Annotated in this window: 15 protein-coding genes; 11 read left to right on the top strand and 4 right to left on the bottom strand. The window is 66.2% G+C overall.

All coding sequences use genetic code 11. The features are described 5' to 3' along the window. The first annotated feature begins 73 nt into the window (after positions 1-73). The 9 genes from AAA989_RS09210 to AAA989_RS09170 all read left to right on the top strand — a co-directional run bounded on the left by AAA989_RS09210 (position 74) and on the right by AAA989_RS09170 (position 9,868). Positions 74-1,495 carry a carotenoid oxygenase family protein gene (locus tag AAA989_RS09210; protein ID WP_338242872.1) on the top strand — a complete coding sequence of 474 codons (1,422 nt, stop codon included), beginning with the start codon at positions 74-76 and terminating at the stop codon, positions 1,493-1,495. Positions 1,496-1,508: 13 nt separating this feature from the next. Next, positions 1,509-1,826 carry a TraR/DksA family transcriptional regulator gene (locus AAA989_RS09205; RefSeq protein ID WP_338242870.1) on the top strand — a complete coding sequence of 106 codons (318 nt, stop codon included), beginning with the start codon at positions 1,509-1,511 and terminating at the stop codon, positions 1,824-1,826. 116 nt (positions 1,827-1,942) lie between these two features. Continuing rightward, on the top strand, positions 1,943-4,015 hold the full coding sequence (locus AAA989_RS09200) for a chemotaxis protein CheA (protein WP_338242867.1): 2,073 nt from the start codon (positions 1,943-1,945) through the stop codon (positions 4,013-4,015). A 1-nt stretch (position 4,016) separates the two neighbouring features. Next, positions 4,017-4,460, top strand: coding sequence for a chemotaxis protein CheW (locus tag AAA989_RS09195; protein ID WP_338242865.1), 444 nt, complete (start codon positions 4,017-4,019; stop codon positions 4,458-4,460). Positions 4,461-4,516: 56 nt separating this feature from the next. Further along, entirely contained in the window at positions 4,517-4,897 is a 381-nt protein-coding gene (locus tag AAA989_RS09190; protein WP_338242862.1) for a response regulator, read from the top strand. Further along, positions 4,894-5,985 carry a chemotaxis-specific protein-glutamate methyltransferase CheB gene (gene cheB / locus AAA989_RS09185; RefSeq protein WP_338242859.1) on the top strand — a complete coding sequence of 364 codons (1,092 nt, stop codon included), beginning with the start codon at positions 4,894-4,896 and terminating at the stop codon, positions 5,983-5,985. Before AAA989_RS09190 ends, cheB begins: the two co-directional genes overlap by 4 nt. Next, complete coding sequence (locus AAA989_RS09180; RefSeq protein ID WP_338242857.1) at positions 5,985-6,854, top strand: CheR family methyltransferase; 870 nt, start codon at positions 5,985-5,987, stop codon at positions 6,852-6,854. Before cheB ends, AAA989_RS09180 begins: the two co-directional genes overlap by 1 nt. Before the next feature lie 101 nt (positions 6,855-6,955). Next, positions 6,956-8,443, top strand: coding sequence for a putative bifunctional diguanylate cyclase/phosphodiesterase (locus AAA989_RS09175; RefSeq protein WP_338242854.1), 1,488 nt, complete (start codon positions 6,956-6,958; stop codon positions 8,441-8,443). Between the two features lie 3 nt (positions 8,444-8,446). Further along, positions 8,447-9,868, top strand: coding sequence for a methyl-accepting chemotaxis protein (locus AAA989_RS09170; protein WP_338242851.1), 1,422 nt, complete (start codon positions 8,447-8,449; stop codon positions 9,866-9,868). On the opposite strand, the gene AAA989_RS09165 is transcribed toward AAA989_RS09170, so the two are convergent. From AAA989_RS09165 to AAA989_RS09150, 4 genes are all read right to left on the bottom strand, one after another. Continuing rightward, positions 9,865-10,728, bottom strand: a complete 864-nt coding sequence (locus AAA989_RS09165; protein WP_338242849.1) for an alpha/beta hydrolase — start codon at positions 10,726-10,728, stop codon at positions 9,865-9,867. The two genes, AAA989_RS09170 and AAA989_RS09165, sit on opposite strands and share 4 nt — an antisense overlap. Next, positions 10,718-11,836 (bottom strand): NAD(P)-dependent alcohol dehydrogenase, encoded by a 1,119-nt coding sequence (locus AAA989_RS09160; protein WP_338242848.1) that lies wholly within the window; start codon positions 11,834-11,836, stop codon positions 10,718-10,720. The genes AAA989_RS09165 and AAA989_RS09160 overlap by 11 nt, the downstream gene beginning before the upstream one ends. Before the next feature lie 169 nt (positions 11,837-12,005). Further along, positions 12,006-13,445 (bottom strand): aldehyde dehydrogenase family protein, encoded by a 1,440-nt coding sequence (locus tag AAA989_RS09155; RefSeq protein WP_338242846.1) that lies wholly within the window; start codon positions 13,443-13,445, stop codon positions 12,006-12,008. A gap of 52 nt (positions 13,446-13,497) precedes the next feature. Next, positions 13,498-15,480 (bottom strand): TonB-dependent receptor plug domain-containing protein, encoded by a 1,983-nt coding sequence (locus tag AAA989_RS09150; RefSeq protein WP_338242845.1) that lies wholly within the window; start codon positions 15,478-15,480, stop codon positions 13,498-13,500. A 98-nt stretch (positions 15,481-15,578) separates the two neighbouring features. On the opposite strand from AAA989_RS09150, the gene AAA989_RS09145 reads away from it, so the two are divergent. Both AAA989_RS09145 and AAA989_RS09140 read left to right on the top strand, forming a co-directional pair. Continuing rightward, positions 15,579-17,762, top strand: coding sequence for an outer membrane protein assembly factor BamB family protein (locus tag AAA989_RS09145; RefSeq protein WP_338242843.1), 2,184 nt, complete (start codon positions 15,579-15,581; stop codon positions 17,760-17,762). Between the two features lie 10 nt (positions 17,763-17,772). After that, positions 17,773-18,228, top strand: coding sequence for a nuclear transport factor 2 family protein (locus AAA989_RS09140; RefSeq protein WP_338242840.1), 456 nt, complete (start codon positions 17,773-17,775; stop codon positions 18,226-18,228). Positions 18,229-18,340 lie beyond the last annotated feature (112 nt).

Raw genomic sequence — 18,340 nt, 5'->3', positions numbered from 1 at the left:
GTCTCCCGTCAAATGCCCGCTTGCCAAGCGGTGCTATTCCTATTTCAATCAGGGCGTAACACGGGAGAGATCAATGCCGGAAACATTTCACCCCTTCGCCAGCTTCGGGCTGCAGGAGCGCAAGCCCATGCGGTTCGAGGCGGACGTCTTCGAATGTGAAGTGGAAGGCGAGATTCCGCCCGAGCTCGAAGGCTCCTATTACCGCAGCGGCGGCGACCGGCAGTATCCTAGTCTCGAGGACGACATCATCCTGAACGGGGATGGCATGGTCAGCGCCTTCCATTTCGAGGACGGGCACGTTTCCTTCCGCAGCCGATACGTGCAGAGCGAGAGGCTGAAGGCAGAGCGCGGCGCGCGGCGGCGCCTCTATGGCCACTATCGCAACAAGTATACCGACGACCCCAGCGTCTCGAACCTTCCCCAGCGCGACAACACCGGCAATACCTACGCCTTCGAACACCATGGCAAGCTCTACGCCCTGCGCGAGGACAGCCGTCCGTACGAGATCGACATGGACACGCTGGAGACACTGGACGTCGGCGATTTCGGCGATCTCAGGTCCACCGCGCTCACCGCCCACCCCAAGATCGATCCGGTTACGGGCGAATGGTGGAGCTACGGCGTCTTCGCCGACGGCGAGCCGAGCACGACCGCCAGCCTGCACGTCTTCGATGCCGACGGGAAACTGATCCGCGAACAGATGTTCGACACGCCCTACCCGGGGCTCAGCCACGACTGGGGGGTGACGCGCGAGCACCTGGTCTTTCCGATCATGCCGCTTACGGCGGACGACGCGCGGCTGCGCGACGGCGGGGCCTACTACCAGTACGATCCCGACCTGCCGAGCAAGTGGGGCGTGATGCCGCGCGACGGCGATCCGGCGCGCGACATGCGCTGGTTCGACATTCCGGGCCTGGTGATGGGTCACGTGATGAACGCCTATACCGAGGGCAATACCGTCATCCTCGACACGCCCGCCTCGCCCGGCAACTGCTTCAGCTTCTTTGCCGACAAGACCGGCCGCTTCCCCACCATGCCGGAGACGATCACGCAGATCACCCGCATCGTGTTCGACCTTTCCCAGCCCGACGACAAGGCGGTGAGCCTGCATCCGGTGGAGGGGGCGCTGGGCGACATGCCCAAGATCGACGATCGCTTCGCCATGTCGAAGCATTCGATCGGCTATTTCGCCCTGCGCGATTTTCCGCAGATGGGCGTGGGGCAGATTTTCTGGGACAGCGGCGAGATGAAGGTGCACGACCTGAAGGGTGCCGCGTCGCAGGAACCCGTTTTCGTGCCCCGCAGCCGCGACGCCGCCGAGGGCGACGGCTATATCCTGACCGTGGTCGACCGGTTCGAGGAAAAGCGTGCCGACCTGCTGATCCTGGACGGCAACGATGTCAGCCGCCCGGCTCTCGCCACCGTGAAACTTCCTTTCGCAATGCCCATGGCCTTCCACGGCTGCTGGGTGCCCCGCGATCCCGAAACCAACTGAGGAACTGAAAACCATGAGCGCTAGCGCAAAGACCCGCCTTGAAAAGCAGCTGTCGGAACTGGAAAGCCGCCTGCAACGCATCGAACGCGATCTCGATGAACCCCACGATCCCGATTCCTCGGAACGGGCCGTGCAGATGGAGGATGACGACAGCCTGGAAGCGCAGGCGCGCCTCGTGACCCGTGAAATTGCCTCGACCCGCCGCGCGCTGGATCGCATCGAAAGCGGCGAATACGGATACTGCGTGGAATGCGGAGAAGAGATTTCCGAAGGGCGCCTGGAAGCCCGACCCGAGGCCGCGCTTTGCATCAACTGCGCCAGGAAGGGATGAGACCGGCTTGATCCAACCCGCTCGCCGGGCAGTTCCGATCAAATAGGGTGTGCTAACACCGATTTAACCAAAATCGCCCATGACAGTCCGCAAGCTTGGTGCGGAGATGGAGCGAAATGGACGAATTGCTCGGCGAATTCGTGGCCGAATGCCACGAACTGCTGGAAAGCCTGTCGGTGGAAGTGGTCGAATGGGAAAGCGATCCGTCCGACCAGGCGCGGTTGGCCAACGTCTTCCGCTTCTTCCACACGATCAAGGGCAACTGCGGTTTCTTCGACTTCCCGCGACTGGAACGCCTCAGCCATGCGGCCGAGGACGTGCTGGCCGATTTCCGTGCCGGTCGACGCAAGCCCGACCGTGCGGCCGTGGACGCGGTGCTCGCGACAATCGACACGATCCGCGACCTTGTATCCCTGATCGAAGCCGGTGAACCCCTTCCCGAAGCCGACGACAGCGCGCTGATCGACGCGCTGCATGGCGAGGGCAGCGTGCCCGGATCGGAGACGCCGCAGGATACGCCCGCTCGCAAGGACGGCGGCGGCGGCAAGTCGCCGCAGCAGCAACGCTCCATCCGCCTGCCGGTGGAACTGCTGGACCGCGTGATGAGCGGGGTTTCCGACATGGCCCTGGCGCGCAACGAACTGGCGCGCCTGGTGGATCAGCGCGCCGACGCGCAGCAGGTGGAAGCCAGCGTGACGCGCCTTTCCGCCATGCTCGACGACATGCGCGATGCCATCCAGCGCATCCGCATGCAGCGCATCGATACGCTCTTCGCCAGCCTGCCGCGCCTGGTGCGCGATCTTTCCAACGAGCTTGGCAAGCAGGTGATGGTGGAACTGGAAAGCGGCGACGTGGAACTCGACCGCGAATTGATCGAGGTCATCCGCGATCCGCTGGTACATCTGCTGCGCAATGCGGTGGACCACGGCATCGAGACGCCTGCCGAACGCCTTGCCGCTGGCAAGCGCGAGATCGGCCTGCTGCAGGTGAGCGCGCGGCAGACCGGCAGCGAGATCCGCATCGGCATCGTCGACGATGGCCGCGGCATGGATCCCGATGAACTGGTCGCCAAGTCGATCGCCAAGGGGCTGGTCACCGCCGAGGACGCCGAACGCATGACCGAGCGCGAGAAAACCGCGCTGATCTGCGAACCCGGTTTCAGCACGGCGCGCGAAGTCACCGCCATTTCCGGCCGCGGCGTCGGCATGGACGTGGTGCGCGCCAATCTCGAAGCCATCGGCGGTTCGCTGATGATCGATACCACGCCGGGCGCAGGCACGCGGATGATGATGAACGTGCCGATGACGCTCAGCATCGTGCCCGCCATCACCGTGCGTTCGAACGCCCAGCCCTTTGCCCTGCCGCGGTCGTACCTGCAGGAGATCGTCCGCGCATCGGATCGCAACGAGCGGGTGCGCATGGGCGGCCGCGACTTCATCACCCTCGATGGCAAGCGCATGCCCAGCGTCTCGCTGGCGGATGTCCTGCAGATGGACGGCGAGCCCAATCCCGGTACGCGCGGCCAGCTGTTCCTGATCATCCGTCTGGTGGGCGGCGACATGTTCGCGCTGGGCGTGGACGAGATCCTCAGCCTCGATGAACTGGTGATCAAGCCGGTGGCCCCGATGCTGCAGCAGACCGGCTTCTACGTCGGCCTGGCGCAACTCGACGATGGCAGCCCGGTGATGGCGCTGGACGTCGCGGGCGTGGCGCGCGCCGCTGGAATGATCGGCGATGTGAAGAAGCGCGTGCAGGCTACGCAGACGGTTCGCAAGGTCGCCAATCAGGATGCGCCGCAATCGGGCATCCTGTTCGAGCGCTTCGATTCCAGGCAGTGCCTGATTTCCATCGACGAATTGCAGCGCATCGAGCGGTGTCCATACGATGCGATCAGCCGTATCGGCGATGGCTACCGCGTCGTGCTGGACGGTCGCGTCCTGCCGGTGGTCGGCCTGCCCGCCGAGCTGCCGCATATGGAGACCTTTCAGCTGCTGCATCTGCAGCAGGGCGAGAGGGCGATCGCCTATGCCTTTGCCCGCATGATCGACATCGTCGACTACCGCCTGCCCGGCAAGGGCGGCGGCCAGGGCGACCGAGGCGTCGTACTGGTGAAGGGAAAGCCGGTGGAGCGCCTGTACCGCGCCGAATTGCTGAGCGATGCCCCCGCACTTCCGGAACTGGAGAACTGACATGGGCGAACCCGTCCTCATCGCCAGCCTGGCGGGCGAACGCGTCGCCTTCAGGGCTGGTGCCATCACCACCGTCATCGAACTCGACAAGATTACCCCGGTGCCGCGCGCGCCGTCGCACGTCGCCGGTATCGGCGCGCTGCGCAGCCGCGGGCTGGTGGTGATCGACTGCCAGGCAGCGCTGGAGGGAACAGGGGCGCGCCGCGATGCGCGGGGGTGCCTGGGCGTCGTGATCGCCATCGAGGGCCATGCCTATGCCCTGATGGTGGACGCGGTCCACGATGTTACCCAAATCGACAGCGGGCCGGAGCCGGTGCGCGTCGACCTGCCGGGAAACTGGAAGGACTTCTGTGAAGGCCAGGTCGAGGTCGCCGGGGAAAGCGTCATGCTGGTCGATCCGGCGAGCATCGTCGCCGGCCAGGAGCATTCGAGCCAAGCTGCCTAATTCTCTCTTAAGAGTTGTTGCGTAACCAGACGCGCGAAGGGGTCACGGGAAAACGTATGAAAAACTGTCTGATCGTCGATGATTCGCGGGTCATCCGCAAGGTCTCGCGCCACATCGTGGAAGGGCTTGGCCTCGAGGTCACCGAAGCTGCCGATGGCAGCGAGGCGCTGAGCAAGTGCGAGGAGGCGATGCCCGACGTGATCCTGCTCGACTGGAACATGCCGGTGATGGACGGGATCGAATTTCTCACCACCCTGCGCAGCCGTCCCGAAGGCGGCAGGCCAAAGGTCGTGTTCTGCACGACGGAAAACGACGTGGCGCACATTCGCCAGGCGATCGATGCTGGAGCCGACGAATACGTGATGAAACCCTTCGATCACGACACCCTGCAGATCAAGCTGCAACTCGTCGGCGTGGAGACGGAGGTTCAGGCGTGAACGCCCCTTTCGCCACGCAGTCCGGCCGGTTGCGCAACGTGCGAGTCCTTGTGGTGGACGATTCCGCCACCGTTCGCGGCGTCTTCTCTCACCTGGTTCACAACGCCGACGGCCTTGAACTGGCCGGCGCCTTTGCCAATGCCGAGGATGCGCTGGCGCTGCTGATGAACGAGCGCGTCGACGTGATCCTGCTGGACCTGGAGATGCCCGGCATGGGCGGCTTCGAGGCTCTGCCCCGGATGATAGAGCGGGCGCGCGAGGCCAAGATCATGATCGTCTCCAGCCTGACCGCCGACGGTGCCCAGCAGACCGTGCGCGCGCTGGAACTGGGCGCTGCCGACACGCTGCAGAAACCGCAGTCGGGCGGCTTTACCGACGAATACCGCGAGAACCTGCTGGGTCGCATCCGCGCGCTGGGCAAGCGTCCGCTGCGCCGCCGCGATCCGGAAGGCCCCGTCGACGCCGCGGCCATCGCCACCCCCACGCCGGCCTTGCGCCAGGCATCGCGCACGCGCGCCAAGGTAATTGCCATCGGCGCATCCACCGGCGGCATCCATGCCATCGGCCAGTGCCTGGGCGTACTGCCCGACTATATCGGCGCACCGATCCTGGTGACGCAGCACCTGCCGGAAAGTTTCATCCAGGCCTTCGCCCAGAAGCTGGCCGAAGTGGCACTGCGGGAATCCTGCGTCGCGGAAGACGGGATGATGCTGCGACCCAACGTGATCTACGTCGCGCCGGGTTCTGCCCACCTCACCGTGGTGCAACGCGGGGAGCGCGTCTGCGTGAAGCACGATCACTCCAGGTCGGCTACCAATTGCCTGCCAGCGGTCGATCCCATGTTCTCCTCGGCGGCCGCCGTCTACGGTGCCGCCACGCTGGGTGTGGTGCTGACCGGGATGGGCCGCGACGGCACGGCGGGCGCCGCCGACATTGCCGAAGCGGGCGGCTCGGTCGTGGTGCAGAACGAGGCGACCTCGGCCGTCTGGGGCATGCCCGGCTCGGTCGCGCGCGCCGGCCATGCCTGCGCGATCCTGCATCCGAACGATATCGGCCATCGCATCGCCGCCGCCGTACAGGGGGCGTAATGGATCCCGACGAGATTGCGATCGGCATAATCGCCGGGTTGCTCGAAGCGCATACCGGGCAGAAGCTGACGAAGGAACGCAAGTGGCGGATCGGGTCCGCGCTGGGCGGCATGTTTCGCGAACGCGGCATCACCAGCAATCAGGACCTCGTCGTCCTGCTGACGCAGCCCGACCAGTCATCCCTGACCCGTGAAGTGGTGGAGGCCTTGCTGAACAACGAGACCTATTTCTTTCGCGACCAGAAGGTGTTCGACACGCTGGCCACCAGTGTGCTGCCCGAGATCGCCAGCAAGCGCGAGGCGGAAAAGCGCATCGCCATATGGTGCTGTGGCTGTTCCACCGGGCAGGAGGCGCTTTCGCTCGCCATGCTCTTTGCCGAGCAGCGGGCCCGCTGGGAAGGGTGGGAGATTTCCATCTTGGGCACCGACGTATCCACGCAGGTCATCGAACATGCGCGCCGCGGCCTCTATTCTCAGTTCCAGATCCAGCGCGGCCTGGGGGTGGCCCGAATGCTGCGCTTCTTCAACGAGCAAGACGACGGCTGGATGGCCAACGATACCCTGCGCGGCATGGTGCGTTTCGAGCGGCACAACCTGCTCGATCCGCCGCCTTTCCCGGGCAACTTCGACCTGGTGCTGTGCCGCAACGTGCTGCTCTACTTCGACGAGGCGACGCGCGCCCGGGCCGTTGCCCGCATGCGCGCCGGCGTTTCCGACGAGGGGTGGCTGCTGCTGGGTGGCGGTGAGGCCAACATCGCCCGCGATTCCGGGTTCCGCCCCAGCGAGCGGCTGGTGTCGCTCTTCCGACCGGAAACAGCGTCCGCAAATCGGTCCGAAATGGCCATGGCGCGCAAGGCGCAGACCGTCTGAGGCTCTTCCGGCCACGGTAAACATCGCTTTAACCGATGCTTAGAACCTTTCCCATAGAACGTCCTCAAGGAGACTCCTCAGGGGATGGGGACGGGGAAAAAGTGCAGGGAATTTCGGCTTTCCATCTGGGCTACAGGGCCTTTGTACCTGTCGCTGGCGTGGCGGCGGTCGCCTGTGTCATCGCGGCGTGGCAGGCCAGTTTCGGCAACCGCCCCATCGGTCTTGCCGGAATCCTGCTCTATGCCCTGGCGGCGACTCTCGTGCTCCACTACCTGCTGCAGCGCATGCGGGCGATGGAATCGCTCAGCCTGACAGATTCGCTGACCAGTCTGCCCAATCGCCGCGCGCTGCATGCCGACATCGTCGCCTTGCGAGAGCCCGACACCGAAATCGCCCTCGCCCTGATCGACCTCGATGGCTTCAAGTCGGTCAACGACCACCACGGCCACCAGCTGGGCGACGCCCTGCTGAAGGACTGCGCGAAAGCTCTGCGTGAGGTGTGCGGCACCGAGGCGAAGTTCTACCGCCTGGGCGGCGACGAATTTGCGGTGCTCGTCTCGGGCAAGCTCGCCGGCACGATCCTGGAGGGAACGTGCCGTCGCTACATGGAAGAGCTTTCCAGTCCGCGGAAGGTCAGGGGCCGCTCCCTGTCCGTCGGCGTCAGTGCCGGCATGGCCCGGTTCGAGAGCGAGTGGAAGACCAGTTCCACCGAGATGCTGCGCCAGGCCGATGTTGCCATGTATGCCTCCAAGAGCGGGGGCCGGATGCGCTGCACCTGGTTTCACGAGGACTTCGACCGGCACCGAGAGGAAACGCGGAACCTGGAAGCCAAGCTGCGCCTGGCCATCCGCAACGAGCAGTTGCAGGTCGTCTACCAGCCGCTGGTGGATGCAAGCACAACCGAGATCGTTGCCGTCGAGGCGCTGCTGCGCTGGCCGCAGCCCGACGGAAGCTTCGTCAGCCCCGGCGTTTTCATTCCCATCGCGGAGGAAACTGGCCTGATCGAGCCCATCGGCGACTGGGTGCTGGAGAAAGCGTGCACCGACGCACTTGGCTGGGATGGCATAAAGCTTTCGGTCAACGTCTCTGCCGTGCAACTGCGAGACCCCGGCTTCGCCGTGCGACTGGGCCATATCCTGGAAAGCACCGGCTTCCCGCCCGGGCGGCTGGAGCTGGAAATCACCGAGACCTACCTTGTAGGCGATCCCACGGTTGCCGGACGCAGTCTCGATCTCATCCGCAAGTTCGGCGTCGGCGTGGCGCTGGACGATTTCGGCACCGGCTATGCCTCGATCGGCTTCCTGCGCAAGTTCCGCTTCGAGAAGCTGAAGATCGACCGTTCGCTGATGGTCGATGCCGCCAACGACGAAGGCAGCCTCACCATGATGGTGTCCACCGTCGCCGTGGCACGCGCGCTGAACATGGATGTCACCGCAGAGGGCGTGGAAACCGCTCACCAGGCCGAGATGGTCCGCTCTGCCGGGTGCGACCAGATACAGGGATGGCTCTATTTCAAGGCCGTACCCGCGGATGAAATCGAACAGGTTCTTGCCGCAAGAGATAAGACCCACAGCAAGGAAGCGAGCTGACCGATGGATATGTCCAACACTCCGCAGATGCCTCAGGAAGAGACGATGGAGGAGCGCCTGGCGCGCCTGCAGTCAAACGGTGCAGCAACGCACCGGGGCTGGTACGACCGCTGGAAGCACGGCTCCATCGCCGAGCGGCTGCGCGTCGGCCTGACGATCAACGCGGTCATCTCGCTCGCCCTCGCGCTCAGCGCGCTGGCGCTGATGGCCATGGTGGACGGTCGGCTCGACGATGCCGGGATGGACGAGTTCGGCGCGATCGATCTGGTCAAAGGCCTGATCATCGTCTTGATGGCCGGCACCGTCGCGGTCACCGTTTTCGCTCACAAGATGGTGCGCGAGGGCATCTCGCAGCCGTTCGACCGCGTGACGCAGGCAATGACGCGACTTGCTGCGGGCGAGCGCGATCTGGAACTGCCCGACACCGAGCGGAACGACGAGATCGGCGCCATGGCGCGCTGCCTCGATTTCATCCGCACCGCCACCTACAAGGCCGCCGCCGCGCAGGAGAGCGCTAAGCGTCATGCCGAGGAAGAGCTGGCCCGCCAGATCGAGCGCGAAGGCGAGCACAAGCGGCAGGCCGAGCGCCTGCATGCGCTGGCCGACCAGTTCGAGAAGACCGTGGGCGAAATCGTCGGCAATGTCGCTTCGGCTTCCTCCCAGCTCAAGGCAACGGCCTCGGACATGGCTGAGACGGCCGAGAGCACGTCCAACAAGACCAGCGAGGTTTCCGCCGCGCTGGACGAGGCGACCGCAGGCGTGACCGCTGCCGCCGCCGCGAGCGACGAGTTCGCCATGTCCATCGGCGAAATCAGCCGCCAGGCATCGAGCAGCGCCGAACTGGCGCGCGATGTCAGCAGCGCCGCTCGTCAGGCCGATGGCACGATTACCGAGCTGACCGAATCCGTCAGCCAGATCGGCCAGATCGTCGAACTCATCTCCAACATCGCCAAGCGCACCAACCTGCTGGCGCTCAACGCCTCGATCGAGGCGGCGCGCGGCGGCGAGGCGGGCCGCGGCTTTGCGGTGGTGGCTTCCGAGGTGAAGGACCTCGCCACCCAGACCAGCAAGGCGACCGAGGAAGTCGCTTCGCAGATCCGCGGTATCGAGACCACCACCGGGGCCAGCGTCAGCGCGCTGCGCACGATCGCCAAGCAGATCAAGGAACTGGAAACGACCGCCGTTTCCATCGCCGCGGCGGTGGACCAGCAGTCCATCGCCGGGCGCGACCTTGCCCAGTCCATCGACATGGCAGCGAGCAGCGCCGAACAGGTTGCCGCCAACATCGGCCAGGTGCGTGACAATTCCGCCGCCACCGGCTCTGCCGCGGAGCAGGTGCTCGTCTCGGCCTCCGAACTGGAAAGCCAGGCCTCCTCGCTGCGTGTGCAGGCGCAGGAATTCGTCGGCCGGGTGCGCGCCGCCTAGGCCGTCACCCGCCGCACGAAGCCGGCCACCATCCGCTCGGTCTCGCGCTGATCGCTTCCGATCGAGAGACCGGGCGTCAGGTGGTTGTGGCCTGAAAGGTAGTGCATTTCGGGCAAGCGCCCCTTGGTGGCGATCCACTGTGACGTCAGCTGGGCCGCCTGCTTCTGGAAATCGTCGGGATCGAATTCGGCCACGCTGAACTGCATCGGCACCGGCGACGCGAGCAGGCCGGCCAGCGCCGAGGCAGGGCCCCAGCCCGCCACGTCGTCACCGTAATAGGCCTTGTTGAAATCGTTGTGCGCGCTGGTGCGCACATCGTAGATGCCGCTGAGAAACACGGCCCCGACAATGCCCTGGGCATGATCGCGGGCATGGGCGAGGTAGTTGGCGACATGCGCGGCGCCCGCGCTCTGCCCCATCAGCACGATCTTCGCAGGATCGCCGCCGTGTCCGGCCACGTTGGCGCGCAGCCACTCCACGCATAGCCGCATGTCCTCCACGCCGCTGGGAAAACGGTTCGCCGGGGCCAGGCGATAGGTCATGGTCACGCCCACCCAGCCCATCCGCGCGGCGAAATCGCCGACGTTGGAATAGAAGGGAGAGCCTTCGGTGTGCTTGTCGCCCATCACGAAGCCTCCGCCGTGGAGATAGACAAGCACCGGCGCGCCGGTCGGGGTGCCCTGCGTGAGAAGGTCCAGCCGGTGCCGCGCGTCCGGGCCGTAGGCGATGTCGCGCGATACCTGCGTATCGGGAGACAGACCCGCGTTGCGCCCCTTCATCATCGCCTGCGTCCCGCCCAGCATGTCGGGCGAGAGCTCGGTGCCGAGCGCTTCGATCTCGGCGCGCAGTTCAGGTGTCATCGGTCTTCTCCATCAGCAATACCGGCTTGATCGCCGCGCCGCTTCGCGCGTCGGCCCAGGCGCGCTCGATCTCGGCGAAGGGGTAGAATTCCAGCATGCGGTCGAACGGCAGTTTCCCCCGCCGCCAGTATTCGGCGAGCAGCGGCAGGAAAGTCTGCGGATTGGCGTCGCCGCCCAGGATGCCGCGCAGCTGCCGCCCGCCCGCCAGCATGGCGAACATCTGCGGAGCCCACGGTCCATCCCCGCCCGGCAAGGGCGCGGCGACGAATCCGGCGGTGCCGTTCATCGCCAGCACCTCCAGCCCCAGCGTGTGCACGGCAGGAGCGTTGGTGGTGTTGAAGGTAAAGTCGACCCCGCGCCCGGTCACCTTGCGGATGGCATCGGCCAGGTTTTCCTGATCGCCGCGAAACACGTCGGTTGCGCCGAATTCGCGCGCAAGCTCCAGCCGCTCGTCCGACAGGTCCACCGCGACGATCCGCTTCGCGCCGACGAGGCTAGCTGCCATCACGGCGGAGAGACCGACCCCGCCCGTGCCGAGCACGGCAATGGTATCGCCAAAGCCCACCTTCAGCGCCTCGATCACGCCACCCGCGCCCGTCACCACGCCGCAGCCCAGCGGACCCAGCTTTTCCAGCGGCAGGCTCTTGTCCATCTTCACCGCCGTGCGCTGCGGAACGATGGAATGGGTGGCGAAGCTCGATTGGCCGAAGAAGTGCGAGTGCACCGCGTGGTCGCCCTCGCAAAGCGCGGTGGAGCCATCCAGCCGCTTTCCGCCGAAGCACAGCGGCATGGCAAGATCGCAATAGGTTGGACGGCCCGCGAGGCACGACGGGCATGTGCCGCAGCTGTTGCCCGAAAGGATCACGTGGTCGCCGACCGCAAAGCCGCTCACCCCTTCGCCCAGTTCCTCCACCACGCCCGCACCTTCGTGCCCCAGCACGATGGGGTGCGGGGCGTGCCTGCCGGGGTGTTCGTGCAGGTCGGTGTGGCAGATGCCCGTCGCGACAAGGCGGATGCGCATTTCTCCGGCGCGCGGAGCTTCCTGCTCCAGTTCGACCAGTTGCGGCGCATCTCCGCCACGGCCGGACAGGGCTGCGGTGATCTTCATCGGTTCGCTCCCGTTTCGAGCCAAGGGTTAACGCAATGTGGAACACATGGAACACTGTCCTGAAGCGAAAAACCGGCGGGCCGATTTCGCAGCGCCATGCGAGGTAAGCGGGGGCCGGCAAGACGAGTCATGCGCCCGCAATGCCTGCGCGATCGACGCGTAGGGAAGCTCAACCGCCCTTCCCCAGGTGGTGATCGTTGCGGATGTCGGCCACTTCGCCGGTCTGGGTAAGCAGGCTCTTGCGGCGCAGGAACCGGCGCAGGCTTTCCGGCCCGATGCGGGGGCTCCCGTGGCCCGACCAGCCGAAGCTGTCGCTGCCGAAGGTGCGCATCTTGGCGAAGGTGAGGAAAGTGTCCTGCAGGAAGATGCCGCCCGCGTTCAGGCGACGTCCGATGGCCTCGGCTTCTTCCGCATCGCCCGCGATCACGCTGGCGGTGAGGCCGAAATCGGTATCGTTGGCAAGGCGCACCGCCTCGTCCACATCGTCGTAGGCCATCACCGGGATGCAGGGGCCAAAGGTCTCGTCCTGCATGATGGCCATCTCGTGCGTCACGCCGGTCAGCACCGTGGGGCGCATGTAGCGCCCGCCCTCGATCGTCTCGATCTCTCCGCCGCATTCCACTTTCGCGCCCTTGCTCACGGCGTCGGCAATGTGCGCGGCGACGATATCCGCCTGCGGTCCGTGGGTGAACGGCCCTATGTGTCCGGCGCGCGGGTTGTCGACGTTGAGGCGCACCTCGCCCGCCTTCTCCACCAACCGGGCGACGAAGGCATCGTGCAGGGCGCGCTGCACGTAGACCCGCTCCACCGAATAGCAGACCTGCCCGGTGGCATAGACTGCCCCGCGCAAAACGGCGGTGGTCGCCCGTTCGAGGTCGGCATTCGCGGTGACTATGCACGGATCCTTGCCGCCCAGCTCGAGGTGGCACGGGATCAGCCGCTCGGCGCAGGCGACGGCGACCTTGCGACCCGTCGGCACGGAACCGGTAAAGCAGATCGTGTCGGCTTCCTCAATCACCGCCTGCCCCACTTCGCCTGGCCCCGCGACATAGTCGAACACGGCGGCGAGTTCGGGCACTTCGCGCACGGTCTCGAACAGCGTCTCGATCACGCGCGGGGTGACTTCAGACGGTTTCAGCAGCACCGCGCAGCCTGCGAACAGCGCGGGCACGGCATCCAGCAGCGCCAGCATCAGCGGCGCGTTCCATGGCGAGATCACGCCCACCAGAGGATAGGCGACCACCTGCGACTGGACCCGCACGCTGGGCATCGACGGGCTCATCGCGTCGTAATCGAGCGCGGCGAAGGCCCTGGGCGCATCTTCCAGCCAGCCGCCCACGTTGCCCATGGTGATGAAGCCCTGGAGGTAGCTTGTATGGCAGCCGCCCGTATCGTGGGCATCGGCTTCACCGATATCGGCGGCGCGCGCCTTCACCGCCCCCAGCCAGCGCGCCATGATGCCGCAGCGGCCCTGAACTCCCATCGCTTCCCATGCCGGCTGCGCCTTGCGCAGGGCGGCGGCCTTGTCCGCCACCTCGTCCCGGCTGGCGGGCGCGATGGCGTGATCCGCCGTCCCCGTGCGCGGATTGATGACCTCGAGCTTGCCCATCCAACTCTCCCCTTCGATGGCCAGACTAGGATGCGTGCGCCGTTTTACCTATTCAAAAACCGTAGCGAAGCCCGATCCAGAACGTCTGCGGCACGCCAAGGTCCAGCGTGCCGCCGCGGTTCAGGGTGACGATTTCCTCGTCGAGCAGGTTTTCCACCCGGCCGACCACCGACAGGCGGTCGATCAGCGGGTACTGCGCGAACAGGTCCACCGTCGTGGCGGCGGGCAGCACGTCGGTTTCCAGATCGTCCTCGAACTGGTCCGCGACGTGGCGCAGCGTGGCGGCGAACAGCGCGCCCTCCACCGGGCGCCAGCTGGCGGAGATGCTCGCGGCCCATTCCGGCGCCTGTGCCGGGCGCAGGCCGTCCAGCTCGGCGGCAAAGCCCGTGCCGCGCACTTCCGCATCGGTCACCGCCAGCGTGCCGATCAGGCCGAACGCGCCCGCCTGGTATTCCGCCGAGGCCTCGATCCCGCGCGCCTCGATCGCGTCGAGGTTGCGGCGCTGGTTGAGGTTGTTGCCGATGGTGACGTTGGCGACCGCGTTCTCCACCTCGTTGTCGAAAGCGGTGATGGATAATTTCGCGCCGCGCACGGGCAGCCAGTCGATCCCCACCTCGTAGCCTTCAAGCCGCTCCAGTTCGAGGTTCTCGTTGGCGAGATAGGTCACCGGGAAGATCTGGTAGGGGCGGTAGAGCTCGTTGAGCGTCGGCTGGCGCAGGCCGGTGTAGGCGGCGGCGCGCAGTTGCAGCGTTTCGGTCGCTTCGAACAGTGCCCCCGCACGCCAGCTGAAATACCAGTCCGACCGGTCGGCGAAATTCGTCCGTCCGTCGGCCACGGTTTCGTAATAGCCGTCCCGGATCGAGGAGCGATCGACGCGCACGCCGCCGGTCAGGATCAGGTTGCCCAGTTCCAGGTCGTTCTCGGCAAAAAAGCCCAGCATGGAGTTCACGCCCCCGGCAAAACGCGGGCCGGAGAAGGCGTTCACCTCCTCGAGGTCGCCCTCCGAACGGCTGTAGTCGACGCCCAGGCGCAGCGTGTTCGCCTCTCCCACGGGCGGGCGCACCTCGATCTTGCCGCCAAGGCCGGTGGAAGGCGTGTCGCGCTGGTCCAGCACCGGATTGAAGCTGCTCGACGAGATCACGATGTTGGTGAAGTTCCGCCACTGGGCATAGCCCAGCACGTCCACCTGCCACGGCCCGCGGCTGACGAGCCGGGCGGAGAGGTCCTGCCCCTCGTTGGTGCTGTCCTGCCCTTCGAAGCGCAGCGTGCGGGCATCGTCGTAGGCAAGGCCGCGCACCTGCAACTCGAGGTCGTCTCCCACCTGCTGCACCAGCCGCCCGCTGACGGACCAGCTGTCGAACTTCGCCCGCGCCGTCGCGGGAACGCGCTGGTCCTCCGGCGTGGTGAAGAAGCCCTTGCCCCGGTCCCAGCGTCCGCTCAGGACCGCGTAGCCGTCGCCCACTTCGGGCGCGGCGGTGGCGGAAAGCTGCGTCTCTCCCCGGTCGTTCACCAGCGCCTGCGCGTTGAACAGGCCCAGCGTGGCGGCATCGGCGCTGTTGAGCGCGATCGTGCCCGCCAGCGCGCCCGCGCCGAACGGACCCGTCCCGCCGCCGCGCGTCACCTGCACGCTGCCCAGTCTCTCGGGCGCGACGGCGTTGAAGGGAACGTAGCCGAAGAAGGGATCGGTCAGCGGCACGCCGTCCAGCGTGACGAGCGCACGGGTGGTGGCATTGCCCCCCAATGCGCGCAGGGTGACGCCCTGGGTAGTGGGATTGGAACTGCGGCTGTCCGACCGGCGGAACTGCTGGAAGCCCGCGACATTCAGCAGCACGTCGTCCAGCCGGCCCGAGCCGGTGGACACGATCTGCTCGCGGTCGATCTCCACTGTTGAATAGGCCGGCGCGGCGGGCGTATCGGGCAGTCCTTCGCCCAGCACGACAATGACATTGGCATCGTCTTCGGCAGGGTCATCCTGCGCGAAAGCGGGGGTGGCGACAAAGGCAGCGGCGGCGCTGGCAAGCAACAGGTACTTCATGATCGGACATCCAGATTGATTTTGTCCGAAAGCCCTTAGCGATGAAATCTTGCCGCGTCACCCTGCCTTTGGCAGGTAGTGGCAGAGGGGAGACGAGGATGTCCAAGAAGGCTGCACGATTTGCGCTGGGAACCGCGCTCGCCGCGCTGGCGATCACCGCCGCCACGGCGCAGACGGTGCCCGATTTCGATCCGGTCACCGATGCGGAGATTCAGCAGCCCGATCCGGCGGACTGGCTCAGCTGGCGGCGCACGCTGGACAGCTGGGGCTATTCGCCGCTGGACCAGATCGATACCGGCAACGTGCAGAACCTGCGCCTCGTCTGGGCCATGCCGCTCAACCCCGGCCACCAGGAAGGCACGCCGCTGGTGCACGACGGGATCATGTATTTCCCCGGCCCCGCCGACACGATCCACGCCATCGATGCCGCGTCCGGCCAGCTGATCTGGCGCTATTCGCGCGACCTGCCGGAGGACATCGGCGACTACCTGCCAGTCTACGACACCACCCGCAACGTGGCGATCTACGGCAACCTCATCATCGGCAATTCGGCGGACGACTATCTCTACGCGCTCGATGCCCGCACCGGGGAGCTGGCGTGGGAGACACAGATTCTCGACTATCGCCAGGGCGCCAAGCAGAGTTCCGGCCCGATCATCGCCAATGGTCTCGCCATCACCGGGCGCTCCTGCGAGCCCGAAGGCGGTCCGGCAGCCTGCGTGATCGTCGCGCACGATGCGCAGACGGGCGAGGAAGTCTGGCGCACGCCGATCATCGCGCAGGGCGACGATCCCAACGACGCCACCTGGGGCGGCGTGCCGCTGGAGGACCGGCAGCAGGTCGGCGCGTGGATGATCCCCAGCTACGATCCCGAACTGGGCCTGGTCTATGTCGGCACCTCGGTCAGCGCGCCGACGCCCAAGATCAGGCTCGCGGGCAACGAGGAAACCTACCTCTACCACAACTCCACCCTGGCGCTGGACGTGGAGACGGGCGAGATCCGCTGGCACTACCAGCACCTGGTGGACCAGTGGGACATAGATCACCCCTTCCCGCGCATCCTGATAGACCAGCAGGTCGCTCCCGATCCCGAAGACGTGGAATGGATGGCCCCCGACATCGAGGCAGGGCGCACCTACCGCACCCTGTCGGGCGTGCCGGGCAAGACCGGCGTGATCTACACGCTGGACCGCGAGACCGGGAAGTTCCTGTGGGCGCGGCCCACGCTGCGGCAGAACCTTGTCGGCAGCATCGACGGGGCGACCGGGCGCGTCACCGTGAACCCGGAGACGATCCCCACCGAATACGGCACCTCGATCACTATCTGCCCCGCCCCCACCGGCGGCGCGAACTACTACGCGCCCGCGTACAGCCCGCTGACCCGGACCATGTATTTCCCGCTTACGAATACCTGCGCGGAAATGACGGCGCTGGACCCGGCGGAAGGCGACACCGGTATCTACGGCATCGCCACGCGCTCGCACATCGCACCCGACGTGGGCGGCATGCTTGGCGCCATCCACGCGGTGAACGCGGTGACGGGCGAAAGCGAATGGACCTTCCAGCAGCGCGCGGGCACGCAGTCGCTGCTGACGACGGGCGGCGGCCTGCTGTTCGGCGGCGATGCAGAGGGCTTCGTCTTCGCCATGGACCAGCGCGACGGACGGATGCTGTGGAGCATGAACGTGGGCAGTTCCGTCACCGGATATCCCGCTACCTTCGCGGTGGATGGCCAGCAGTACGTGGCTTTCTCCACCGGCTTCTGGCTGAGCGACAACTTCACGCCGGAAATCCTTCACGGGCGGCAGAACACGCTGTTTGTCTTCGCCCTGCCCGAAGCCGGGATCGGCCAGCGCGGACCCGAGCGCGCGCAGGTGAACCCCGCCGGCGCGATGGGATCGGCAGACGCGCCCGCGCCTGGCGGCAATATCGGCGGTTTCAGCCGCGCGGCATCCAGCGGCGTCTATACCATCGCCCAGGCCGAGAACGGCCTTGCCGTCTACCAGCGGAGCTGCGCCGCCTGCCACGGTCCCAACCTCCAGGGCAGCGGCGGCGTGCCCCCGGTGCGCGGCGCGGCCTTCATGCAGCACTGGCGCGGACGCAGCGTCGCGGAGCTGTTCGCCTATACCCGCGATTCCATGCCGCCGGGCGCTGGCGGCTTGCTGTCCGATGCGGACTATCTGGTTTCGGTCGCATACCTGCTCGAGCAGAACGGCTACCCGGCGGGCGACCAGCCGCTCGACGAGGACGAGGCGCTGCTGGCGGCCATCGGGATCGACTAGGGAGACAACGATGCGAAACTGGCTATCCGCCACCGCGCTCGCCTGCCTGCTGGCATCGTGCGCCACTGCCGAGACGGCACCGCGAGCCCCATCGGCTGAGGAAGTCGATCTGGCGGCCATAGAGCGCGAGCGCCTGCGCGCCTTCGTGGATGGCGACTGGGACACGCTCTACGCCCTGCACTCCGACGATTTCGAGCTGGTCAATCCGCGCGGCCAGACGTGGACGAAGTCGCAGTATCTCGATCCGCAGCGAGAGGGCAGCTTTCGCTATCTGGTGTTCGAACCTGTGGGAGAAGTGCGCGCAAGCGTCGTCGGCGATGCTGGTGCAGTGCGCTATGAATCCGACCTCTCCGTGCGGGTGGGCGACAACGTGCTGTCGACGGCCCGTCATCGTCATACGGACTATTACGAACGGCGCGACGGGCGCTGGCAGGTCGTGTTCTCGCAGGCCACCGCGGTGGAATAGCAGGGCAACGACATCCTGCCTGCCGACGCAGACGATCGGCGGGCAGAACCCGGTCTTTCCGAGTCGAAAAACGTACGAACCGACGTTCGCATCAATGTGGTTGTCGCGCGAC

Origin of the sequence: Aurantiacibacter hainanensis, assembly GCF_036321025.1 — a bacterium.
GTDB classification, from domain to species: domain Bacteria; phylum Pseudomonadota; class Alphaproteobacteria; order Sphingomonadales; family Sphingomonadaceae; genus Alteraurantiacibacter; species Alteraurantiacibacter hainanensis.
Note: the sequence above shows the minus strand (reverse complement) of the source record. Positions and strands in the feature narration are given on the sequence as shown.